Genomic DNA, 23960 nt, shown 5'->3' with positions numbered 1-23960 from the left:
GTTCCCTTCCTTGTTGTCGTTGCGGCGCTTGCCGGACTTATTCCATCAGGAGCGGGATGGCCGGATCGATGCGTTCCGGACCCATCGCCGTGTAGCCACCATCGACGCGGATATCGGTGCCGGTGATGAAGCTCGCCGCATCGGAAAGCAGGAATGCCACCGCCTCCGCCACTTCGGCGGGGTCGCCGGTGCGCCTCAGCAAATGGAAAGGCGCCGCGACGCCGTCGGTCTTCGGCCGATTGTCGTTGGACAGCTGGCGCATGATGTTGCTCCAGGTCCAGCCAGGCGACACCGCGTTGACGCGGATTCCATCGGCGGCGAGATCGAGCGCCTGGTTGCGGGTCAATTGCAGGATTGCCGCCTTGGACACCGGATAGGCCCAGCGCCCGACCTGGGCGACACGTGCCGAGATCGAGCCGAAATTGACGATCGCGCCCTTGGTCCTGGCGAGATGCGGACGCGCCTCCTGCATCAGCATCACCGAGCCGATGACATTGACGTCGAACGCCTTCAGCCATTCGGCACGCGTGGTTTCCGCGCCATTGTCGAGATAGGTTGCGGCGACATTGACCAGGAAGTCGAGGCGGCCATGACGCTTCACTGTCGCTTCAACCAGCGCCTTGATATCTTCGTCGCTGGTGATGTCGGTACGGATGAAACTGGCCCCCGCGCCGATCCGGCTGGCCACCGCCTCGCCATCCGCTTCATTGATGTCGGCTATGATGACGTTGACGCCGTAGCCGGCAAGAACTGCAGCGCAGCCTTCGCCGATCAGCGTGGCACCGCCTGAAATGATCGCCGTTTTTCCGTTCAAGCCTTTCATTGAATTCCTCCCGTTTCTTCCCACCGGTTCAGGCTGCTGACCGGACATGTCCCACCGCCGAAAAACCGCCCTCGACGTAGACCAGCGATTGTCCGTCCCCGAGCAGCGTCTCGACCACGTGACCAATCAGGATCACATGGGTGGTGTGCTCTACGACCTGTGCCAGTCGGCATTCGAACGAGGCCAGCGCACCGCGCACGACCGGCACACCTGTCACCCCGGGATGCCAATCACCGACACCAAATCTGTCGCCCGCTGCGAGGTCGGTCTGCCCGGCAAAGGTACGCGCCACGTCCTCCTGCAGATGCGACAGCACGTTGACCGCGAACACGCCTGAATCCGGCACGAACTGCGCCACCCAGGTCTTGCGGTTGACGCAGGCGATCAGCGATGGCGGCTCGGTCGACAGCGAACAGACCGCAGTCGCCGTGAGGCCGCGCTGCTCCCCATCGCTGCCTGTCGTGGTGATCACGCAAACAGCGCCTGCAACCTTGCGCATGCCGGCGATGAAAGGCGCGGACGTCATGATCTCCTCCCGGTATTCCCGTCCCCCGACGCGTTGCCCGCCGCTTGGCGGACTCGCGTTTCTTTTAGACTTCAACTAGATTGATGGTGAGGTGGAAGCGCCGCGGCCGCAATCCAATACGCGCAAAGACTATCCAGAATGCGCGGCCGCATGGTGCCAATGGGAAGGCTGCCGGCATGGACGCAGTCAATCTGAAATCGCCGCTGGCCCGGCACGCTTTGGTGGACACGTTTTCACCGGAGGAGGCTCGCCAGGAAATCGGCCGTATCTTCTGCCCGCACTTCCTGTCGCCGCGCCAGGCCAACGCGTCCGGCTTTCACGCGGTACACCGCGCCTCGCGCCAGCGTGGCTATTCTCTGAATTTTGTGGGGTACGGATCGGAAGTCGAGATCGACCCCGGCGAGCTGTCCTCCTTCTTTCTTTTGCAGATACCGCTCGCCGGATCGGCCGAAGTGCGCTGCGGCACCACCACGGCGTTGGCCAATCCGGGCCATATGGCCTCATTGCTGTCGCCGACGCTGCCGACCCGTATGCGCTGGTCGGACGGTTGCGCGAAGCTGATCGTGTTGATCGAGCGGGAGGTCATTCAGCGGCAGTGTGCAGAGCTGACAGATCGCGCCATCGACAAGGTCGAATTCGAGACAGCCGTCGACCTGTCGAGCCTTGCAGGACGGCTGGCGCTCGATCATGTCGGCTTGATGCTGGAGAGCGTCGAGAACGGCAACGCCGCGTTCGGCACCTATCTGGCAAGACTCGGCGAAAGCCTCTCTTCCCTGCTGCTTTCCTCGCTTGCTCATTCACAACGTGCATTGCTCGATGCACCTGCCCCGGCGGCGGCGCCGTCCGCCGTCTGTCGGGCGCAGGATTGGATCCGTGCCAACATCGAACGTGACTTCAGCGTGGGCGACATCGCTCTTGCGGTCGATGTCAGCCTGCGCACGCTGCAGGAGACTGTCCGCCGCCATAATGGAACGACACTGGTGCAGATGGTCGAGACCCTGCGCCTCGACCACTTCCATACGCTGCTGACCGGCCCGCAGAGCGGCCAATCCGTGACCGAACTGGCTGGCCAGGCAGGCCTGGGGCATCTCGGCCGCGCGGCAGCTGCCTATCGCTCAAGATATGGTGAAACCCCCTCCCAGACGCTCCGTCGCAGCCGGTGATCTGAAACCCGCATCGACTTTTTGTCCCCGTACAAGTGAGCTCGGATGCTGAAGGGCTTCCGAAGCCGGCTCTTCTTGGCACGTCTTAAGCATCTGTTCGCCAAGCTTCACATCTTCTTCCAAACCACGGCGTTGCCAATCATTTGGTTAGAAGTTGCTGATACGACGCTGCCCATACGTAAAGTTGTGTTCGAGATTGGAAGCGTAGACGTGTTCAGGATTGGCCGAGGCGACAAGCATGCCTGAGATCAGACCGGTAACGGCTGAGGATCTGCCGGCTGTCGCTGCGCTTTTCCAGCGGCTCCTGCGCAGCAACGGCGTGGATCCGCGTGCTCTCGCCGACTATCTGAAGACGCTTTTCCTCGAAGGTCCGAACTACGATCCCGAACTGGCCTCCAAGGTCCATGTGCGGGACGATGGCACCGTGAGCGGTTTCTTCGGCATCTTCCCGCTTGCGATGGAACATGCCGGCAGGACGCTGCGCGCAGCCGTCTGCGGCACCTTCATGGTGGATGCCCGCGAAGACGACCCTTTCGCCGGTGCCCGGCTGTTGCGGGATGTGCTCTCAGGCCCACAGGATCTCTCCTTCACCGAAACCTCGAACGACCTGTCGACGGCTCTGTGGCAGAAGGTGAACGGGCATATCCTGCCGGATTACAGCCTCGAATGGCTGCGCATCCTGCGCCCGGTGTCCTTTGTCGCTGACAGTGTCGCGAAGCGCGTGCCCGGGGCACGGCTTGTCACTCCCCTGCTTCGACCTTTCGATGCCCTGGCGCAGCGCGCCAAGTCGGACTGGTATGGTTACGTGCCGGAGGCCAGCCGGGCCGATGCATTCACCGACACCGATATCAGCGAGGACGAAGCCGCCGAGATCATCCCGACGTTCCTGCGCCAATTCGCGCTACGGCCGCAGTGGGATGCTGAACGCTTGCGCTATATGCTGGCGGAGGCTCGACAGAAGGTTATCCATGGTGAAAGGGTGTTGCGGGTTGTTCGCGCCCGCTCGAACGGCGCACCAATCGGCCTGTTTCTCTATTACGGCGACAGGGGGCGTCTCGGTCGCGTCGTCCAGGTCCTGTCACTGCCCGGTCGCGAAGGACTGGTGATCGACCGGATGATGCGTCATGCCGACTCTCGCAATATGCCGGCGTTGCGCGGGCGTACGCAGCCTGCGCTTCTCGGCGCCATGATGGGACGTAAAATCGCATTCGTGCATGCCGCATCCACCATCGTTCATTCTCGCGACCCGAAGCTGATCGAGGCCTTCACCAGCGGACAGGCCTTCGTCAACGGCCTTGCCGGAGAAGGTTGGACACGCCTGATCGGCGACCGCTTCACATGACGGTGGCCTGATGTGCGGGGTGGCGGGGTATTTCGGAAAGGGTGTAGCGCCGGCTGATGCGAAGGCGCTGCTGGCTCGCATGACGAGCAAGCTCTCTCATCGGGGTCCGGATGACAGTGGTATCCACGTCGATGGCGAAGCCGGGCTGGCGCATCGACGGCTGTCGATCGTCGGTCTCGGCGATGGCCATCAGCCGATGTCGGACGCGTCCGACAATCTGGTGATTTCCTACAATGGCGAGATCTTCAACTACGTCGAGTTGCGCAACGAACTGATCGCCAGAGGCCGACAGTTCCGCACGCAGTCGGACACCGAGGTCATCCTGCATCTCTACGCCGAGAAGGGCCTGGACTGCCTTCACGACCTCAATGGGGACTTTGCCTTTGCGCTGTGGGACACGCGGCAAAGACGCATGGTGCTGGCCCGCGATCGCATGGGCGTACGCCCGTTGTTCCATGTCCAGCGTGGCGACACGCTGTTCTTTGCTTCCGAGATCAAGGCATTGCTCACCGTGCCGGGCATCGAGGCCAGCCTCGATCCGCTCGCGCTCGACCAGATCTTCACTTTGTGGGCGCCGCTTGCACCCCGAACGGCATTCAAGGGCATTTCGGAATTGCCGCCCGGTCACCTGATGATCGTAGACGAGGGGCGCATCGACCGGCACGCCTGGTGGCGGCAGAGCTATCCCGATGCCGGACATGTCCGGTCGCGAGCCGACGCTGTCGAAGAGCTGCGGGCATTGCTCGACGACGCCACCCGTATTCGCCTTCGCGCCGATGTTCCTGTTGGCTCCTATCTGTCCGGTGGCCTGGATTCCTCTTTCGTGTCGACACTCGCCGCCCGGGCACAGCCGGAGCGGCTCAGCACCTTTTCGCTCGGCTTCGACAGTGAAGAGCATGACGAGAGCAAATGGCAGGCCTTGATGGCCACGACTCTCGGCGTGAAACACACCACGGTCCGCTGCGCCGCCGGCGATATCTCGCAATTGTTCCCATCGGTCATCCGTCATGTCGAACGGCCGATCCTGCGCACCGCGCCGGCGCCACTCGCCAAGCTTTCGGCACTGGTGCACGACAATGGCATCAAGGCGGTGCTCACCGGCGAAGGTGCGGACGAGTTGTTTGCCGGATACGACATCTTCCGCGAAGCGAGACTGCGCCGCTTCTGCGGCCGTCAGCCCAACTCAAAATGGCGGCCGCTGCTTTTCCAGCGACTCTATCCCTATCTGCCTGGCCTGCAGCGGCAATCGCCGGAATATCTGGCCCGCTTCTTCGGTGCCGGGGACGATCGTATCGACGATCTTCTCTACTCACATCGGCCGCGCTTCCGTTCGACAAGTGCCGCCAAGCTGTTCTTCTCGCCCGAACTCAAGCGGGAACTCGGCGATTATGATGCGACGACGGAACTGGCTTCCATGCTGCCGCCGGACTTTTCGCGCTGGCATCCATTGCACCAGGCTCAATATCTGGAAACGTCGTTCCTGCTGCCGGGCTACATCCTCTCCGCCCAGGGCGACCGGGTCATGATGGCAAACAGCGTCGAGGGCCGGTTCCCGTTCCTTGATCCGCGTGTCATCGACTTCGCAGCGGGCCTGTCGCCGGACATGAAGCTGCACGGGCTGCGGGAAAAGCACATCCTCAAGCAGGCCGCGAAGGGTCTGGTCCCCGAGGCAATCATCGAGCGGCCCAAACAGCCGTATCGCGCACCGGACAGCCAGGCCTTTGCCGCAACGCCGCCTGGCTACCTCGCAGAGGCGCTCTCCGCAGAGGCTGTTGCCAAGGGTGGCTTCTTCAATGCCGCGGCGGTCGAAAAACTGAAAAACAAGGTCTTGCATCAGGAGACGGCCAGCTTCCGGGACGATACCGCCTTTGTCGGCATCGTTTCGACCCAGCTCTGGCTGGACACGTTCTCCACGAAGACCGAATGATGGGAAACACCGGGGACAGAGATCATGGCAGACGACACCAAGACGGCGATCCGCGCCTTCATCATCGAGAACTTCCTGTTTGGCGACGACAACCAGCCGTTGCCCGACGATATGTCACTGATCGACAACGATCTTGTCGATTCGACAGGAATCCTCGAGCTGGTCGGCTATATTGAGAAGGAGTTCGGCTTCAAGGTGGAGGATCGCGAGATCGTTCCTGCCAATCTCGACTCGATCGCCCGCATTCTCGCTTATGTCGACAGCAAGCGGGCCGCTTAAGGCGGGCTGCGAGAGATGCGCCTAGAAGCCCACCTTCGCGCACGTGCAGCCGATACAGGCCGCCGAACGGCGCTGGTCTGTGGCGACCGGCGGATAAGCTATGCTGAATTCAATCAATCGGCGGAGCGTCTCGCCGCAGCGCTGGCCGGCGCCGGTGTACATCGGGGCGATCGCGTTCTGGTCTTCATGGACAATGGCATCGAGGCTGCCCTTTCCATCTTCGCAGTCTGGATATCGGGCGCTGTACTGGTGCCGGTCAATCCCTCGGCAAAGGCCGGGCGCATCGCTTTCCTTCTCAACCACTGCCGTCCGGCCGCCATCATAACGCAAGGCAGGCTGGCCCCGGTCGTTGCAGAAGCCGCGCAGCAATTTCCAGCACCGCTCCATGTTCTGTTGACGGAATCGCACGCCACGCTGCCAAACGCGTCCCTTTTCACGAGTGCCCTGCTCGCCGAGCCGATGTCAACGAACGGCAACGGCCGGCAAGAGGAAGATCTTGCAGCGATCCTCTATACGTCCGGCTCCACGGGCGACCCCAAGGGGGTGATGATGGCGCATGCCAATCTCGACGCGGCTGCATCCTCCATCGTCTCCTATCTCGAAAACACCACCGACGACATCATCCTTAGCGTCCTGCCGCTGTCCTTCGGCTATGGGCTGACGCAGCTTTTGACCGCTGTGCTCAGCGGCGCGACGCTCGTTCTCGAAAAATCCTTTGCTTTTCCCTATGCCGTCTTCGAGCGCTTGCGCGACGAGCGCGCCACCGGCTTTCCCTTGGTGCCTTCGATGGTCGCCATGATGCTGCAGATGAAAGATCTCGACCCGGCCCTGTTCGCCAGCCTGCGCTATCTCACCAGCGCTGCCGCACCATTGCCGGTCGATCATATTCGTCGACTAGGAAACTTCCTGCCTGGTGCCCGTCTCTATTCGATGTACGGCCAGACCGAATGCATTCGCGCCACCTATCTGCCGCCCGAACAGTTGGAAAAACGACCCGGCTCCGCAGGCATCGCCATCCCGGGAATGCGGGCCTACGTCATGGACGAAGCCGGCAAACCGGCAGAGCCCGATACCGTCGGCGAACTGGTGGTCAGGGGGCCAAATGTGATGAAGGGATATTGGGAAGCGCCGGAGGCAACCGCCAAGGTGCTACGCACACATCCGGAAACCGGGGCACTGGAGCTCCATACCGGCGACCTTTTCACCGCCGATGCCGACGGCTTCCTCACCTTCGTGGCCCGCCGCGACGACATCATCAAATCGCGCGGCGAAAAGGTGGCGCCGAAAGAAGTCGAGACCGTCCTGCATGCGTTGCCCGGCGTCGCCGAAGCGCTGGTGGCTGGTGTCCCCGACCCGGTGCTCGGACAGTCCATCAAGGCCTTTGTGGTGTTGGCCGATCCGAAGTTGACCGAACGCGAAGTGATGCGCCACTGCGCGCGCCACCTGGAGGACTACATGGTTCCCAAGGTGATTGAATTCGTCGCCGCTTTGCCCAAAACCGACAGCGGCAAGCTCAGCCGCCGGCTGGCGGCTGAAATGCACCTCACCAGAAAAGGGCCTGACGTATGACCATCCGCTTTTCGGCCTCGGCGCTCGATTTCGATCCAGCGGCGGAGACCGACCGCATTGCCGGGATGATCCGTGAAAGCCTGCGCAAGGATCTGCGACGACGCGGTCTCGTCCTTGGCCTCTCCGGCGGCATCGATTCCAGCGTCTGCGCCGGGCTGGCGGTGCGTGCGCTTGGCCCCGGTCACGTCTTTGCACTGCTGATGCCCGAAGCCGATTCCGATCCCGAAAGCCGGCGACTCGGGACATTGGTCGCCGATACGTTTGGCATTGAGCGCACCGTCGAGGACATGGCGCCGATGTTGGCCGCCATGGGATGCTATGAGCGCCGCGATGCCTTCATCCGCCAGGTCGAACCGGACTACGGCGTGGGCTGGGCATCCAAAATCGTTTTCGACAACGGCCTCACCACCGGCGGCTACAATCTCTCATCGCTGGTCGTTCGTTCGCCGGACGGAGTGGAGAAGAAGCTGCGACTGCCGGTGGAGACCTATCTTGGCATCGTCGCCGCCACCAACATGAAGCAGCGCACCCGCAAGCAGCTGGAATATTATCATGCCGACCGGTTGAATTATGCCGTGCTCGGCACGCCGAACCGGCTGGAGTACGACCAGGGCTTCTTCGTCAAGAATGGTGATGGAGCCGCCGACATCAAGCCGATCGCGCATCTCTACAAGACACAGGTCTACAAGCTCGCCGAATATCTCGGCGTTCCTGCCGAGATTCGTGCGCGGCCACCGACGACGGACACCTATTCGCTGCCGCAGACGCAGGAAGAGTTCTACTTCGTGCTGCCTTACGACAAGATGGATCTTTGCCTTTACGCGTTGGACCATGCAGTGCCTGCCCCGGAAGTTGCCCAGGCTGTTGGCCTCACCATCGATCAGGTCGAGTTTGTCTGGAAGGATATCGCCGCCAAGCGCAAGGCAGCACGCTATCTGCACATGACGCCGCAATTGATCGCCGAATAGGCGCGCCACCGGCTATTTGGCTGCAACGAGCGAAGATGCATGCCGGCATCGGCCCGCGCGCAATTTTCGCTCGTCATTTGACGAGAAATGCAGCGCTATTATCCCCTCTGACGCAATACTGTTCCATCAGCACAGACCGACACGATCAGGCAATGTCTCCGTTGGCGAACGGTGAAACGTGCATCTGTGCCATGTGCGTAACCGTCAGACTGGATCGACAATGGACCTTCTTTATCAGACCCACTCCCCATATGCGCGCAAGGTTCTGGTCTTCGCGCATGAAGCGGGACTTGCTGCGCAGCTATGTGTCATTCACCATGAAACCAGCCCAACCAATCGCAACGACCAGGTCTTCGCGGTCAATCCCCTGGGCAAGGTGCCGGTTCTCGTTCTTGCTGACGGCGAGGCGATCTTCGATTCCATCGTGATCTGCGACTATCTCGAAACGCTCAACAGGCACGCTGTATTGATACCGCCTGCCGGTGCTCGGCGCCGGGCGGCCCTGCGCATGCAGGCGGTCGCGCAAGGCATGTGCGAAGCCGGCATCGGTTTGCGCTGGGACACCTCGCGCCGTCCGGAACACCTCCGTTATCCCGCCCTTGCCGAAGGGATGAAGACGAAGCTCATCGAATCCTACGATTATCTCGAGCAGGCGACTGAGTTGGATGAGCCGCTGCATGTCGGCCACATCGCTGTGGCCACTGCGCTGGACTGGCTGGCCTTCCGCAACCTGCCCGACTTCGAAACGGGAAGGCCGCGGCTGTCGAAATGGTTCAGAGATTTTCTGCAGCGTCCTTCCATGCAAGCCACCCAGTATGATGGCGAGACGCACGACTGATTGCCTAACGGATCCAATCCGCTCGACACAGAGTTATTCATCCTGAGTTCGAAGACGGCCCTTTCTGCGCCTTGCCGTGCAGAGAGGGCCGTCTCGCGTTCGATTTCGAACCGCATTCGAGGATCTGGAGCGTAGGCGATTTTCGACTATCCCGCCTCCTGATACGCGCCCGCGATCGGAAGACTCTCCCAGCCATGTCGACGCCTCTCGACGATGAAGTCCGTCAGCCCTCTCCTTCGCAAGAGTGAGCGCTTCACGACGCGCCAACGTGCGCGAACGAAAAATCGCGCAACGACAATTTTGATCGTCAATGCTTGACTCATTCAAAACGATCACTATCAATCACAACAGGAGGACAACATGGAAAGCTCTCGAACGCGGTTTCCGCACGAGCGGCATCAGCAGATGCTGGACCTCATCGTTGAATTGAAGCGCGTGGGCACCACCGAGCTGGCATCCCGCCTTGGCATTTCGCTCGCCACCATTCGTCGCGACTTGTCGGTGCTGGAGCAGGCAGGCCTCGTTGCCCGCACGCATGGCGGCGTCGTGGCGCGTGGCGTCGGCGAAAGCATCACCGAACCGCTTTTCCTCGAGAAGCTCCGCGTCCATCAAAATCTCAAGCAACGCATCGGCGTTGCGGCCGCTGCCACGGTCGAGAACAAGAAAGTGGTCATCCTTGATTCCGGCACCACCGCGCTGGCCGTTGCACGGGCTTTGGCGGGACGTCCGCTGACGATCGTGACCATGGACCTGAAAGTGGCGGAAGCGGCAGCGAGTGGCGACACCGAAGTGCATCTGGTCGGCGGCCGTGTCCGCAACGGCTACTTCAGCATTGTCGGTGCCTGGGTCGCCGACGCCCTGAAAGACATCCGTGCCGACACGTTCTTCCTCGCAGCAGACGCCATCGACGAGACCGGCATCACCAATTCCACTCAGGACGAGGCGCAGACGAAGCGCATTGCGATCGCCCAGGCGACGCGCACGGTCCTGGTCGCCGACCACAGCAAGCTCAATACGAGGAGCTTCACGGCGGTGTGTCCGCTGGAGGCCGTCGACCTGTTCATCACCGATACCGACGCCGAACCGCTGCTTGCTCCCTATCGCGGCCGGTTTGGCGCCATCCAGACGGTGTGACGTCTCGTCACCCGCAACTTAGAAAGGCAATACCAGAAATGAGCAAATTCAACGCGCTGTTCGGCGGCAAGAAACCGATCATCGCCATGGTGCACCTGAACCCGCTGCCTGGCACACCGCTCTACGACGCCGAGGCGGGTATCGACGGCATCGTGGAAGCGGCGCGTCGCGACCTCAAGGCACTCCAGGCTGCTGATGTCGATGCCGTCATGTTCGGCAATGAGAATGACCGCCCTTACGAGCTCAAGGTCGACGTCGCCTCGACCGCGACCATGGCCTATGTCATCGGCCAGTTGCGCTCCGAAATCGAAAAGCCGTTCGGCGTCAACGTGCTGTGGGATCCGACCAGCACGGTCGCGCTTGCGGCAGCCACCGGTGCGTCCTTCGTCCGTGAAATCTTCACCGGCACCTACGCATCCGACATGGGCCCGTGGGAGCCGAACGCCGGCGCCGCGATGCGCTACCGCAACAGGCTGAACCGCGCCGATCTGGTGATGCTCTATAACGTGTCGGCTGAATTCGCCGACTCCCTTGACCGCCGCGCGCTCGCCGATCGCGCGCGCTCGGCGGTCTTCTCTTCCATCCCCGACGCCGTTCTCGTCTCCGGAGCCATCACTGGCGAGGCGGCGGAAATGAACGCACTGGAATCGGTAAAGGCGGTCCTGTCGACCACGCCCGTGCTCGCCAATACCGGGGTGCGCCACAACACCGTCGCCGACATCCTCAGGATCGCGGACGGCTGCATCGTCGGTTCTTCGCTGAAGATCGACGGCGACACCTGGAAGGCTGTCGATCCAGAGCGGGCCAAGGAGTTCATGCGCATCGTGAAGACCGCGCGGGGTCACTGAGATCAGCCACTGAGATCGGCGCGCGAGTGGGAGGAAACATGAACGCCAGACAAGACACGACGAACAGTTACCTGAAGAGCCTCGCTGTTCTGACAGTGCTGATCTTCGTCGTGCTGGCCGTGACCTCCCCGAGCTTCCTGACCGCAACCAATCTGAACTCGATGGGCTTCCAGTTTCCAGAGTTCGGACTGCTGGCGCTGGCGGTGCTGCCGACGATGGTATCAGGCGGCATCGACCTCTCTGTGGTGGCCACCGCGAACCTTGCCGCCATCACAGCTGCCGTCATCATGAAAGCCGCGCCTGAACTGGCCTGGCTCGCCGTCCCTGCGGCACTCGCCGTGGGAACGGCATGCGGCGCCTTCAACGGCTTTCTGATCGCCTACCTGCGGCTGCCACCGATCCTTGCGACCCTTGGCACGATGCAGCTTTTTGCCGGCTTCGGCATTGCAATCACCCGCGGGCCGGCGATCACCGGTTTGCCCGATTGGTACACGGCTTTCGGCAACTGGTCGATTGGCGGACTCCTGCCCTTGCCCCTGCTGCTCTTCGCCCTCGTCGCCCTGGCGCTCTCCGTATTGCTGAAACGAACTCCGGTTGGCCTCAGGCTGCGGCTCTTCGGTGCCAATCCGGTTGCCGCCAAGTTCGCCGGCATCCGTGAACGCGGACTGCTGATCCGCATCTATGCCATCACCGGTTTCATTGCAGCGCTTGCCGGACTTGTCGTGCTGGCGCGCGTGAACTCGGCCAATGCCGACTACGGCTCGTCCTACCTCCTGCTGGTGATCCTCATCAACATCCTCGCCGGCGTCAGCCCTGCGGGCGGTTTCGGCACCGTCGCTGGCGTCGTGCTGGCGGTGATCAGCCTGCAGTTCATTTCGAGCGGGCTGAACAGCCTCTCCTTCAGCGCGTTCTCGCGCGACCTGTTCTTCGGCGGCCTTCTGGTGGCCGTCATGTCACTGCGCGCGGTTGCCGGATCGGTCGGTTTTGCCACGCTGTTCCAACGAAAGGCCAAGCCCTCATGAAGGCGCGTCTCCGCTCCCTGCTCGAATCCCTGATGCTCACTCCTGGCCTGTCGGGCCATGAGGATCGCGTGCGCCGCCTGATCGCCCGCGAGCTTGCCGACCTGCCGCTGAAACTGCGCACGGACAAACTCGGTAATCTGATTGCCACGCTGGAAGGCGATGAAGCAGCACCCTCGGTGATGCTGTTCGCTCACATCGACCAGCTCGGCTTCATCGTGCGCAAGATTGAAGCCAACGGCCTGGTCCGCATCGAGCGGCTCGGTGGCATTCCGGAAAAGGCCTTGCCGGCGCAGGCGGTTCTCTTCTGCGTTGGCGAGGGCAAGGACGTACATGGCGTCATCGCCAACAAGAGCCATCATGCCACGCCGGCCGAGGAGAAGTACAAGGTCACACCTTATGCCGACCTCTTCATCGATGTCGGCGCGCAGGATGCCGAAGCGGTGCGCGCTCTGGGTATCGAGATCGGCACGCCCGTGGTTTATGATCCGCGCGTCATCCACCTCAACGAAAACCGGCTGATCGGAACCTCCGTCGACGACCGTGCCGGCTGTGCCGTCGTCGTGGAGGTCGCACGGCAGCTTGCCAAAAGCGACGTCAGGCCGACCGTCCATTTCGTCTTCGCCGTCCTGGAGGAATTCAACCTGCGCGGCGCGATGGTCGCGGCCCAGGCGATCAAGCCCGACATTGCAATCCAGCTCGATCTCGCACTCAACTCCGACACCCCCGACATGGCGCATCGCGGCGAGGTCGAACTTGGCGCGGGGCCTGCCATGGCTCTCTATTCCTTCCACGGCCGCGGCACGCTGAACGGAACGATCCCGCATCCGGCACTGCCGCGTCTTTTCGACGAAACGGCGACAGCCGAGGACATCAACCTGCAGCGCACGGCGCACACCGGCGCCCTGACTGACTCGTCCTATGTGCAACTGGTCGGCGAAGGGGTCGCCTGCATCGATCTCTGCTTCCCTTGCCGCTACACCCATACGGCGCTCGAAATGTGCGACCTGCGCGATCTCGAAGGGCTGACCAGGCTGCTTGTCGCCGGTATCCGCCGGATCGATTCCAAGTTCAGCCTCGATCGCGATCTCTACACCTGATGCCGTACTATCTTGGTATCGATATCGGGACTTACGAGTCCAAGGGCGTCCTCGTCGACGGTCACGGTGTCATCGCCGCGACCGCGACGCGGCCGCACAAGATGCTCGTGCCGCGTCCGGGTTGGGCCGAGCACGACGCGATGCGCGACTGGTGGCTCGAATTCTGCTCGATCAGCAAGGAGTTGATCGCAACGAGCGGCGTTGCGCCCGCCGATATCCGCTCGGTCGGAACCAGCGGCATCGGCCCATGCATGCTGCCGGTGGATGCCGACGGCGAACCGCTGATGAACGCCGTGCTCTACGGTGTCGATACGCGCGCGACAGTCGAGATCGAGGAACTCACGAACGAGATCGGTCTTGAAGAGCTGATCCGGTCGGGAGGCAATTCACTCACCTCTCAGTCGGTCGGGCCGAAGATCCTGTGGCTGAAGAAGAACCGGCCCGATCTTTATGCGCGCACCCACAAGGTCCTCAACTCATCGTCCTTTCTCATCCATCGCCTGACCGGTCGCTACGTGATCGATCACTATTCAGCCGGCAGCTCCAGTCCACTTTATGACGTGCGCACGCATCAATGGAGTGATCGTTATGCCGAGCGCATCATCGCGCCGGAGCGCCTCCCGGACCTGCTCTGGACGACCGATATCGCCGGGACGGTAAGCCAGGCTGCCGCAGAAGCGACGGGTCTCGCGGTCGGGACACCGGTTACCGCTGGAACCATCGATGCAGCATCCGAAGCTGTCAGCGTCGGCGTTCTCGGCGCTGGCGAGATGATGATGATGTACGGTTCGACCATGTTCATCATCCTCGTCACCGACAGCCGGGTCGAGGATCCGAGGCTGTGGTACGCGCCATGGCTGTTCGAGGGACAGCATGCGTGCATGTCCGGCACCTCGACCAGTGGCACGCTGACGCGCTGGTTCCAGGAGCAATTCGCCCGCGAGCTTGATCCCCAATCCGCCCTGCGGCAGCTCGCGGAAGAAGCCGAGACATCCCCGGTCGGGGCAAACGGCGTTCTGGTCCTTCCCTATTTCTCGGGTGAGCGCACGCCGATCCACGATCCGCACGCCAGGGGCATGGTGTTTGGCCTGAATCTCACCCACCGGCGTGCCGACATCTACCGCGGCCTGCTGGAGGGTATCGCCTACGGTGTCAACGACATTGTCGAGACGTACCGGAATGCCGGCGCGCCACTGCAGCGCATAGCGGCGGTCGGCGGCGGCACCAAGAACCGTGTCTGGTCACAGGCGATCTCCGACGTCACCGGGTGGAAGCAGGCCGTATGCGTCAAGACCATCGGTGCGGCCCTTGGCAACGCCTTCCTCGCTGCCGTCGCCGTGGGTGATGCCCGGCGCGGCGATATCCAGAACTGGAATCCGGTTGAGCGCGAAATCGAGCCGGACGCGCGAAACCGGTCTGTCTACGCATCCGGCTATCGAACCTACAGGGAGCTCTACGCCAGGACGAAGGATCTGACGGCGGGGCTCGGCAGGTAGAAAACAGTCCCGAACAGCGGGCTGCAAAGAGCAAACAAGAAGAGTGGTGGAGGACTTATGACTTTCAACTTCAGGAAAATGGCAACGGGAGCGGCGTTGGGCGCCGTGTTGCTCGGAGGAGCCATGGTGGCTTCCAATGCCCAGGATGCCAAACATACGATCGTCACGGTGGTGAAGCTCTCCGGCATCGCCTGGTTCAACCGCATGGAAGAAGGCGTCAAGCAGTATGCCGCGGACACGGGGCAAAATGCCTCGCAGGTCGGCCCGGCCTCAGCCGATGCCGCACTTCAGGTGCAGATGATCGAGGATCTGATTGCCAAGAAGGTCGACGCCATCACCGTGGTGCCGAATTCTCCCGAGGCGCTCGAACCGGTTCTGGCCAAGGCGCTGGGTCAAGGCATCAAGGTCGTTGGCCACGAGGCATCAAGCCTCAAGAACGTCACCTACGACGTCGAAGCCTTCGACAATGCCGCTTATGGCGAACATCTCATGGAAGCGCTTGCCAAGGCGATGGGCGGTGAAGGCGAGTACGCGGTTTTCGTCGGCAATCTGAGCGCCAAGACCCACAACGAATGGGTGGATGCCGCGATCGCCTACCAGAAGGCCAAGTACCCCAAGATGAAGCTGGTCGCCGACAAGATCGAAAGCACCGAGCAGCAGCAGGTTGCCTACCAGAAGACCAAGGAATTGCTGCGCACCTATCCGAACCTGAAGGGTATCCAGGGGTCGGCCGGTGAAGACGTCGTCGGCGCCGCCCTCGCGGTGGAGGAAGCAGGACTGACCGGCAAGGTCTCGATCGTCGGCACCAGCCTCGTCTCGGTCGCCGGGCCATATCTGGAGAGCGGCGAGATCAACATGATCTCCTTCTGGGATCCGGCCAAGGCAGGCATCGCCATGAACAAGGTCGCTGCGATGGCGATCGAGGGCAAGGAGGTCACCGATGGCATGGATCTCGGCGTCGAGGGCTACAACAAGGTGCGTCTCAACGGCAAGGTGATCTATGGCCAGGCCTGGGTCGACGTGACCAAGGACAATATGGGCGAATACAAGTTCTGACCCTCGGCTCCCTGTGACGCCAGTTGCCGCCGGGCCTTGCGCCCGGCGGTCGTGGCGGAGGCCCCATGACACCAGAAGCAAAAGACAAACCGGCCATGCTTGAGATGCGGGCCATACGCAAGGCGTATGGTCCGGTACGCGTCCTGGCGGATGTAAGCCTTTCCCTCGCGGAGGGCGAGGTTCGCTGCCTCGCCGGGGAGAACGGCTCCGGCAAATCGACACTGATCAAGATCCTGTCGGGCGTCGTCAGCGCCGATGCGGGCACGGTGACCATTGCAGGCAGGCTGCAGGGCAATGACGCCAAGGCCGCGATCTCAGTCGGCCTTTCGGTGATCTATCAGGATTTCTCCCTGTTCCCGAACCTTACGGTCTGGGAAAACATCGGATTTCTCGCCGCCGTGACGGCTGGCGATACATTGCATCGCCGCGGCGCGCGGCGCGCGCTTGCGGCCGAAACGCTGAAGCGCATGCGCGTCGAGATCGACCCGGACACACCGGTCGAGCGGCTGCCGGTCGCCTCCAAGCAGCTGGTGGCGATCGCCCGCGCGCTTGCCAACAACGCACGCATCATCGTGATGGACGAACCGACGACGGCGCTTACCCGCAGCGAGGTTGCGCGCCTGCTGGAGATCGTCGGCGCCCTGCGCGATGAAGGCGTCGCCTTCCTGTTCGTCAGCCACAAGATCGAGGAAGTCTTCGCGATCTGCGACACCATCACCGTGCTGCGTGACGGTCGTGTGGTGGTCGAAGGGCCAATCCAGGACTTCGATGCCGCAAGCCTCGTCGAGGCCATGACCGGGCGTTCGATCGACAGTCAGCGCTTGCCGCGAACCCAGGCCGAGCCGGCGTCACCGTTCCTTTCCATCCGGAAACTTGGGCGGCGCGGTGAGTATGCCGATGTCGACATCGACCTCAGGCCCGGCGAGATCGTCTCCGTCGTCGGCCTGCTCGGTTCGGGTCGTACCGAGCTGGCGCTCACGCTGTTCGGCACCCTGGCGGCGGATGAAGGACGCATCGAGATCGAGGGGCGACCGGTTGTTTTCGCCAGCGAAAGCGACGCCATCGATCACGGCATTGCTTATGTTCCCGAGGATCGCCTGACCGAAGGCCTGTTCCTCAACCAGACCATTCGCGACAACATCGTCGTCTCGAGCCTGGAGAAGAACCTGCGCGCGGGATTTATCGATGCACGCGCTATGGTTCAGCGTGCCCGTGACGCGGTCAAGGCACTCCGCATCAAGACCCCGGACGTGATGCCTTCCGTCGCCACGCTGTCCGGTGGCAACCAGCAGCGCGTGGTGCTGGCACGCTGGATGGAGCGCAGTCCGAAGCTGATGATCCTCAACGGTCCGACGGTCGGCGTCGATGTCGGCTCGAAACGCGAGATCCACGAGTTGCTGGTCGCGCTCAGCCGATCCGGCACGGCCGTGATGGTCGTGACCGACGACATCAGCGAGGCGATCGCGCTGTCCGACACGATCCTTGTCATGGTGCGCGGGAAAATCACCGGTCGTTTCGACGCCAACGACGTAGATGAGGACCGGCTCTACAACGAAGTCATCAAGGAGGGCCGGGCATGAGCAAGCCTCTTTCCCGGATTCTGGCAACGCCGCAGGGCGTAGTGCTCATCACGGTACTGGTTTTCGCGCTGGTGCTCGGCATCATCAATCCCGCCTTCTTTTCGGTCGCAACCTTGATCGACCTGCTGCGCAACTCGCTGGTGACCGGCATTTTCGCGCTCGGCGTGATGATGGTGCTGGCATCCGGCGGCATCGATGTCTCGTGCACGGCGATAGGTGCCTTCGCCATGTATGCCACGATGAAGATCGTGCTCGGTGTGGACGTCGATCTGCCGATCTTCGCTTTCTTCGCCCTCAGTGCGTTGATCGGCGCCATGCTTGGCCTGTTCAACGGATTGCTCATCGGCATCCTCGGCCTGCCGACGCTGATCGTGACCCTCGGCACGCTCAGCCTCTACCGTGGCGTGCTGCTCACCTTCCTCGGCACCACCTACATCACAACCGTGCCGCGCGAGATCATCGCTTTCTCGCGAAAGGTCCTGGTTCGAATGGAGAATGCAGCCGGACAGATGGTCTCGCTGCCCTATTCGTTCCTGGTGCTGGTTGGGGTCGCGGCGGTCGTCGCCGTGCTCATCAACCTCACTTTGTTCGGACGCAAGATCTATGCGATCGGCGGCTCCGAGGAAGCGGCAGAACGCATCGGCATCAGGGTCAGGAACGTCAAGGTGATGATCTATGTCCTTGCCGGCGCGATAGCGGGCCTGGCCGGCATGACCCATGTGACGCTGTCGCGCATGGCCAATCCCTTCGATCTCGTCGGCATGGAACTCAACGTGATCGCTGCCGTGGTGCTCGGCGGCGCCCGCATCACCGGTGGTTACGGCACGGTGACCGGCACCCTGCTCGGCGTCTTCGTCATCACCATGATCAACACCACGCTGCTGATGGCCGGCGTCCCATCCTACTGGCAGAAGGTGGTCATCGGCGGCCTGATCATTGTCGGCACCGGCCTGCCGATCGTCATCGAACGCCTGTCCCGCCATCGCGAGCGCATCTCGCGGTCCCTCAGCGCATGATCCCGAAGGAAACAGCGATGAAGAAAATCCTCAACAATCCCGCCGACTACGTCGATGAAATGCTGGAAGGTCTGGTGGCGGCCCATCCGGAATATTATGCGCAGCCCGCCCGCCGGGTGATCGCCCGCGCGGGCGGAACGACAACAGGCAAGGTTGGCATCGTCACCGGCGGCGGCTCCGGTCATCTGCCGGTCTTTACCGGCTATGTCGGCAAGGGCCTGCTCGATGCGTGTGCGATCGGCAACGTCTTCGCCAGCCCTTCGGCCGAGCAGATGGCCGAAGCCATCCGGTTGGCCGATGGTGGTGCCGGGGTACTCCGCCTCTATGGCAACTATGGCGGCGACGTGATGAATTTCGATATGGCCGGCGAAACGGTGGAGCTGGAGCACGACATCCGCTCGACCACCGTGGTTCTGGCCGACGATGTTGTCTCCGCGCCGAAGGACGAGGCGGCCAAGCGTCGGGGCGTCGCCGGCATGATCTATGCATTCAAGGTGGCTGGCGCATACGCAGAGACCGGCGCGGACCTCGATGAGGTCACCCGTGTCGCGCAGAAGGCCGCCGATGCCTGTCGTTCGATCGGCATGGCGTTGACACCCTGCACCATTCCGCAGGTTGGCAAGCCGACCTTCGAGATCGGCGACGGCGAAATGGAAATGGGAATGGGTATCCATGGCGAACCTGGCATCTGGCGTGCCGCGATCAGGCCCGCTGATACCATTGCCGACGAGATGATCGAACGCCTGGTTGACGACCAGCCGCTTGCTCCTGGAGATCGAATTTCGATCCTCGTGAACTCGCTCGGTGCGACGCCTGCGGAAGAGCTCTATATCCTCTATCGCCACGCCAGGAAGCGTCTTGATGCACTCGGTGTCGAGATCGTTATGCCGCTGGTCGGCCGCTACGCCACTTCGATGGAGATGACGGGCGCCACGATCACCATCATCAAGCTGGACGAGGAGCTCGAACGCCTGCTCAGGGCGCCGGCTGACTGCGCCTTCTGGCGCGTGTAGAGCATTTTCGCTTTTGGAAACGCCCCGACCTTTGTTTATACGCAAAACCGCTGCCGCTTGCCCGAATTGCCCTGGCACCAGCCAGCTACGAGCCGCTTAGGGAGGAATTCGCGATGATAGACACCAAGATGCTGAGCTCGGCTCTGCAACGCGTTTCAACAGCAGCTGCTGCCGCATCGGCCGAACTCTGTGCAGCCGATGGCGCGCTTGGCGATGGCGACCTCGGCATCACCGTTTCGGAAGGTTTTGCCGAAGCCGCGAATGCCGCGTTGCCAGAAGATTTTGGCCTGGCGCTGCTTGAGGTCGCCAAGGCGTTCCAGCGCGTTTCCTCGTCATCCTACGGCACGCTGGTGGCAACCGGCTTCATGGCCGCGGCCAAGGCGACCAAAGACAGGACAAAGATAGAGCCCGGAGAAATACCGGCCCTGGTCGCTGCTGCACGCGACGCCATGATGGCACGTGGCAAGGGCGCGCTCGGCGACAAGACCGTGCTCGACAGCCTCGATGCGATTGCCAGGGCGACCGACGGCGCGGCTTACGACACGATGATCGACAAGGCGGTCGAAGCGGCACGCGAGACCGTTGAGACCTTCAAGACCCAGCCGAACAAACTCGGTCGCGCGCGCATGTTCGCCGACAGGAGCATCGGCCTTGCCGATCCGGGTCAGCTCGCGCTTCAACGCATCGTGGAAGGCCTTTAGCCCTCGTTTTTTGCTTGGTTAAGGGCGGCAACCCCAGCCCCGGCGCCGCTGAAAGCGTGATCAGCATAAATTGGATTGCTTTCGTCCCGCGGGCATAGAAATCCGATCTGCCCCTTTGCGGCATCCCCAAAACACAAACGGCCCGTCTTGCGACGGGCCGTTTTGATTTGGTTGCGGGAGTAGGATTTGAACCTACGACCTTCAGGTTATGAGCCTGACGAGCTACCGGGCTGCTCCATCCCGCGTCAACCATATAAAGATAAGCTTTCGCTTACCAAAATTCCACCTCGCCAAATGAAAAGGCCGCTTTCGCGGCCCCGAAGTCCCGTTTGGCGGGGCTTTAAACATCAAAAGAGAATTTTTACGTGCGTTTAGCAGACCTGGCAGCGACCTACTCTCCCGCGTCTTGAGACGAAGTACCATTGGCGCTGGAGCGTTTCACGGCCGAGTTCGGAATGGGATCGGGTGCAGCCGCTCCGCCATAACCACCAGGTCGGCAAAACGCACGTAATCGAGAAGCTGTATTTGTGCCATTGGCGCTTGCAGTTTTGTTACGGGCTATTGCCCGCAAGCGCGACTGCGCGTCGCCGGTTCATCCGGCGCCCTCGCGGAGCTTGGGCCCGTTAGGGCCGCTCAAGCGTGAGCGCTTTTGATGAGCATAAGGAATGAGAACGATCAAGCCGATCGAACTATTAGTACCGGTAAGCTTCAAGCGTTGCCGCTCTTCCACACCCGGCCTATCAACGTGGTCGTCTTCCACGGTTCTCAGGGAATACTCGTTTCAAGGTGGGTTTCCCGCTTAGATGCCTTCAGCGGTTATCCCGTCCGTATATAGCTACCCTGCTATGCGGCTGGCGCCACAACAGGTCCACCAGAGATACGTCCATCCCGGTCCTCTCGTACTAGGGACAGATCCTTTCAATATTCCTACACCCACGGCAGATAGGGACCGAACTGTCTCACGACGTTCTGAACCCAACTCACGTACCGCTTTAAATGGCGAACAGCCATACCCTTGGGACCTGCTCCAGCCCCAGGATGCGATGAGTCGACATCGAGGTGCCAAACAACCCCGTCGATATGGACTCTTGGGGGTCATCAGCCTGTTATCCCCGGCGTACCTTTTATCCGTTGAGCGATGGCCCTTCCACACGGGACCACCGGATCACTATGACCGACTTTCGTCTCTGCTCGACTTGTCAGTCTCGCAGTCAGGCAGGCTTATGCCATTGCACTCAGCGAACGATTTCCGACCGTTCTGAGCCCACCATCGCGCGCCTCCGTTACTCTTTAGGAGGCGACCGCCCCAGTCAAACTACCCACCATACATTGTCCCGGACCCGGATAACGGGCCGCGGTTAGACATCCATAGTAATAAGGGTGGTATTTCAAGGGTGGCTCCACCAAGGCTGGCGCCTCGGCTTCAAAGCCTACCACCTATCCTACACATGTCACTACGAATGCCAATGTAAAGCTATAGTAAAGGTGCACGGGGTCTTTCCGTCTAACCGCAGGAACCCCGCATCTTCACGGGGAATTCAATTTCACTGAGTCTATGCTGGAGACAGCGGGGAAGTCGTTACGCCATTCGTGCAGGTCGGAACTTACCCGACAAGGAATTTCGCTACCTTAGGACCGTTATAGTTACGGCCGCCGTTTACTGGGGCTTCGATTCAGAGCTTGCACCCCTCCTCTTAACCTTCCAGCACCGGGCAGGCGTCAGACCCTATACGTCGCCTTGCGGCTTCGCAGAGCCCTGTGTTTTTGATAAACAGTCGCTACCCCCTGGTCTGTGCCACCCTCCCATGCTTGCGCATAGAAGGGTCACGCTTCTTCCGAAGTTACGCGTGCAATTTGCCGAGTTCCTTCAGCATAGTTCTCTCAAGCGCCTTGGTATACTCTACCTGACCACCAGTGTCGGTTTCGGGTACGGTCTATAAGTGGGAGCTATTTCCTGGAACCGCTCCGCTGCCCTTCCAATCCGATAAGGTTGGACAACTTGTGCAATCCGTCACTACCCACAGGCCCACGAATATTAACGTGGTTCCCATCGACTACGCGTTTCCGCCTCGTCTTAGGGGCCGGCTAACCCTGCTCAGATTAACTTTAAGCAGGAACCCTTGGTCTTTCGGCGGGGGAGTCTCTCACTCCCCTTACGTTACTCATGTCAGCATTCGCACTTCTGATACCTCCACCGTCCCTCACGGGTACGGCTTCACTGGCTTACAGAACGCTCCGCTACCGCTCGCATTACTGCGAACCCTAAGCTTCGGTGTATGGCTTTAGCCCCGTTACATTTTCGGCGCAAAGACCCTTATTTAGACCAGTGAGCTGTTACGCTTTCTTTAAATGATGGCTGCTTCTAAGCCAACATCCTGGTTGTTTTGGGATCCTCACATCCTTTCCCACTTAGCCATAACTTGGGGACCTTAGCTGTAGGTCAGGGTTGTTTCCCTTTTCACGACGGACGTTAGCACCCGCCGTGTGTCTGCCGACTAGTACTCCTGGGTATTCAGAGTTTGCTTAGGTTTGGTAATCCGGTGAGGACCCCTAGCCCATGCAGTGCTTTACCCCCCAGGGTATTCGGTCGACGCTCTACCTAAATAGATTTCGCGGAGAACCAGCTATTTCCGAGTTTGATTGGCCTTTCACCCCTAGCCACAAGTCATCCCGAACTATTGCAACAGTTATGGGTTCGGTCCTCCAGTAGGTGTTACCCTACCTTCAACCTGCTCATGGCTAGATCACTCGGTTTCGGGTCTAATGCGTCGAACTGAACGCCCTGTTCAGACTCGCTTTCGCTGCGCCTACACCTACCGGCTTAAGCTTGCTCGACACACTAAGTCGCTGACCCATTATACAAAAGGTACGATGTCACCCTTGCGGGCTCCATCTGTTTGTAGGCAATCGGTTTCAGGTACTCTTTCACTCCCCTTGTCGGGGTGCTTTTCACCTTTCCCTCACGGTACTAGTTCGCTATCGGTCATGCACGAGTACTTAGGCTTGGAGAGTGGTCTCCCCATGTTCAGACAGGATTTCACGTGTCCCGCCTTACTCAAGGACTTTTGTTCGCATTACGTGTACGGGGCTATCACCCACTATGGCCCTACTTTCCAGAAGGTTCCACTTATCTCACAAAAGCCACTGGCCTGGTCCGCGTTCGCTCGCCACTACTTGCGGAGTCTCGGTTGATGTCCTTTCCTACGGGTACTTAGATGTTTCAGTTCCCCGCGTTCGCCACTTTACCCCTATGTATTCAGGGTAAGTTACCTATTATCGATACTTGGAAACCACAGCAGCAGATCGCTCTGCTACTCTGATTTTCCAAGTACCTTAGGTGGGTTTCCCCATTCGGAAATCTACGGATCAAAGGGTATTCGCACCTCCCCGTAGCTTATCGCAGCGTATCACGTCCTTCATCGCCTGTGCATGCCAAGGCATCCACCAATTGCCCTTAAGACACTTGATCGTTCTCATTGCCAATGCCCATCAGTTTTAGCGCGCGAACCTTGCAGCTCACACGCGACAGATGGAATTGGCACAAAAAGACCAGCTTCTCGAG

Annotated in this window: 19 protein-coding genes, 1 tRNA gene and 2 rRNA genes; 17 read left to right on the top strand and 5 right to left on the bottom strand. The window is 60.9% G+C overall.

All coding sequences use genetic code 11. From position 1 onward, the window contains the following. Window positions 1-37: 37 nt before the first annotated feature. Both ACFJIU_RS00125 and ACFJIU_RS00120 read right to left on the bottom strand, forming a co-directional pair. Window positions 38-823 (bottom strand): SDR family oxidoreductase, encoded by a 786-nt coding sequence (locus ACFJIU_RS00125; RefSeq protein WP_379066435.1) that lies wholly within the window; start codon window positions 821-823, stop codon window positions 38-40. 28 nt (window positions 824-851) lie between these two features. Beyond that, window positions 852-1349 (bottom strand): flavin reductase family protein, encoded by a 498-nt coding sequence (locus tag ACFJIU_RS00120; protein ID WP_379066433.1) that lies wholly within the window; start codon window positions 1347-1349, stop codon window positions 852-854. Window positions 1350-1525: 176 nt separating this feature from the next. Between ACFJIU_RS00120 and ACFJIU_RS00115 the strand changes: the two genes are divergently transcribed. From ACFJIU_RS00115 to ACFJIU_RS00035, 17 genes are all read left to right on the top strand, one after another. Beyond that, entirely contained in the window at window positions 1526-2512 is a 987-nt protein-coding gene (locus ACFJIU_RS00115; protein WP_379066430.1) for an AraC family transcriptional regulator, read from the top strand. Between the two features lie 238 nt (window positions 2513-2750). After that, a complete protein-coding gene (locus ACFJIU_RS00110) occupies window positions 2751-3854 on the top strand; it encodes a hypothetical protein (RefSeq protein ID WP_379066428.1) in 1104 nt (367 codons plus the stop codon). A gap of 10 nt (window positions 3855-3864) precedes the next feature. Then, window positions 3865-5781, top strand: coding sequence for an asparagine synthase (glutamine-hydrolyzing) (gene asnB, locus ACFJIU_RS00105; protein WP_379066426.1), 1917 nt, complete (start codon window positions 3865-3867; stop codon window positions 5779-5781). 24 nt (window positions 5782-5805) lie between these two features. Next, complete coding sequence (locus tag ACFJIU_RS00100) at window positions 5806-6060, top strand: acyl carrier protein (protein WP_379066424.1); 255 nt, start codon at window positions 5806-5808, stop codon at window positions 6058-6060. A gap of 15 nt (window positions 6061-6075) precedes the next feature. After that, a complete protein-coding gene (locus tag ACFJIU_RS00095) occupies window positions 6076-7629 on the top strand; it encodes a class I adenylate-forming enzyme family protein (RefSeq protein WP_379066422.1) in 1554 nt (517 codons plus the stop codon). Next, window positions 7626-8597: an NAD(+) synthase gene (nadE, locus tag ACFJIU_RS00090; protein WP_379066419.1), complete on the top strand. Its 972-nt coding sequence runs from the start codon at window positions 7626-7628 to the stop codon at window positions 8595-8597. Before ACFJIU_RS00095 ends, nadE begins: the two co-directional genes overlap by 4 nt. 220 nt (window positions 8598-8817) lie before the next feature. Next, complete coding sequence (locus ACFJIU_RS00085) at window positions 8818-9435, top strand: glutathione S-transferase family protein (protein WP_379066416.1); 618 nt, start codon at window positions 8818-8820, stop codon at window positions 9433-9435. 360 nt (window positions 9436-9795) lie between these two features. Then, window positions 9796-10569: a DeoR/GlpR family DNA-binding transcription regulator gene (locus tag ACFJIU_RS00080; protein WP_379066413.1), complete on the top strand. Its 774-nt coding sequence runs from the start codon at window positions 9796-9798 to the stop codon at window positions 10567-10569. Between the two features lie 38 nt (window positions 10570-10607). Further along, entirely contained in the window at window positions 10608-11417 is an 810-nt protein-coding gene (locus ACFJIU_RS00075) for a BtpA/SgcQ family protein (protein ID WP_379066410.1), read from the top strand. A 38-nt stretch (window positions 11418-11455) separates the two neighbouring features. After that, on the top strand, window positions 11456-12439 hold the full coding sequence (locus tag ACFJIU_RS00070) for an ABC transporter permease (protein WP_379066408.1): 984 nt from the start codon (window positions 11456-11458) through the stop codon (window positions 12437-12439). Further along, entirely contained in the window at window positions 12436-13536 is a 1101-nt protein-coding gene (locus ACFJIU_RS00065) for a M42 family metallopeptidase (protein WP_379066406.1), read from the top strand. The genes ACFJIU_RS00070 and ACFJIU_RS00065 overlap by 4 nt, the downstream gene beginning before the upstream one ends. Next, a complete protein-coding gene (locus ACFJIU_RS00060) occupies window positions 13536-15032 on the top strand; it encodes an FGGY-family carbohydrate kinase (protein WP_379066404.1) in 1497 nt (498 codons plus the stop codon). The genes ACFJIU_RS00065 and ACFJIU_RS00060 overlap by 1 nt, the downstream gene beginning before the upstream one ends. A gap of 57 nt (window positions 15033-15089) precedes the next feature. Beyond that, a complete protein-coding gene (locus tag ACFJIU_RS00055) occupies window positions 15090-16088 on the top strand; it encodes an autoinducer 2 ABC transporter substrate-binding protein (protein ID WP_379066402.1) in 999 nt (332 codons plus the stop codon). Window positions 16089-16153: 65 nt separating this feature from the next. Continuing rightward, window positions 16154-17668 carry a sugar ABC transporter ATP-binding protein gene (locus ACFJIU_RS00050; protein WP_379066400.1) on the top strand — a complete coding sequence of 505 codons (1515 nt, stop codon included), beginning with the start codon at window positions 16154-16156 and terminating at the stop codon, window positions 17666-17668. After that, window positions 17665-18684, top strand: a complete 1020-nt coding sequence (locus ACFJIU_RS00045; RefSeq protein WP_379066398.1) for an ABC transporter permease — start codon at window positions 17665-17667, stop codon at window positions 18682-18684. Before ACFJIU_RS00050 ends, ACFJIU_RS00045 begins: the two co-directional genes overlap by 4 nt. 17 nt (window positions 18685-18701) lie before the next feature. Next, window positions 18702-19697, top strand: a complete 996-nt coding sequence (locus tag ACFJIU_RS00040; protein ID WP_379066396.1) for a dihydroxyacetone kinase subunit DhaK — start codon at window positions 18702-18704, stop codon at window positions 19695-19697. Window positions 19698-19810: 113 nt separating this feature from the next. Next, window positions 19811-20398: a dihydroxyacetone kinase subunit L gene (locus tag ACFJIU_RS00035; protein WP_379066394.1), complete on the top strand. Its 588-nt coding sequence runs from the start codon at window positions 19811-19813 to the stop codon at window positions 20396-20398. Between the two features lie 168 nt (window positions 20399-20566). Here the strand turns inward: ACFJIU_RS00035 and ACFJIU_RS00030 are convergent. The 3 genes from ACFJIU_RS00030 to ACFJIU_RS00020 all read right to left on the bottom strand — a co-directional run bounded on the left by ACFJIU_RS00030 (window position 20567) and on the right by ACFJIU_RS00020 (window position 23867). Continuing rightward, a tRNA-Met gene (locus tag ACFJIU_RS00030) sits at window positions 20567-20643 on the bottom strand. 133 nt (window positions 20644-20776) lie between these two features. Beyond that, window positions 20777-20891 (bottom strand): 5S ribosomal RNA (gene rrf, locus ACFJIU_RS00025). Between the two features lie 178 nt (window positions 20892-21069). Next, window positions 21070-23867: ribosomal RNA gene (locus ACFJIU_RS00020) — 23S ribosomal RNA — on the bottom strand. Between the last annotated feature and the right edge of the window lie 93 nt (window positions 23868-23960).

It is taken from the genome of Mesorhizobium sp. UC74_2 (genome assembly GCF_042701485.1).
In the GTDB taxonomy this organism is placed as follows: domain Bacteria; phylum Pseudomonadota; class Alphaproteobacteria; order Rhizobiales; family Rhizobiaceae; genus Mesorhizobium.
The sequence above is the reverse complement of the archived record's forward strand: the minus strand, read 5'-3'. Positions and strand labels throughout refer to the sequence as shown.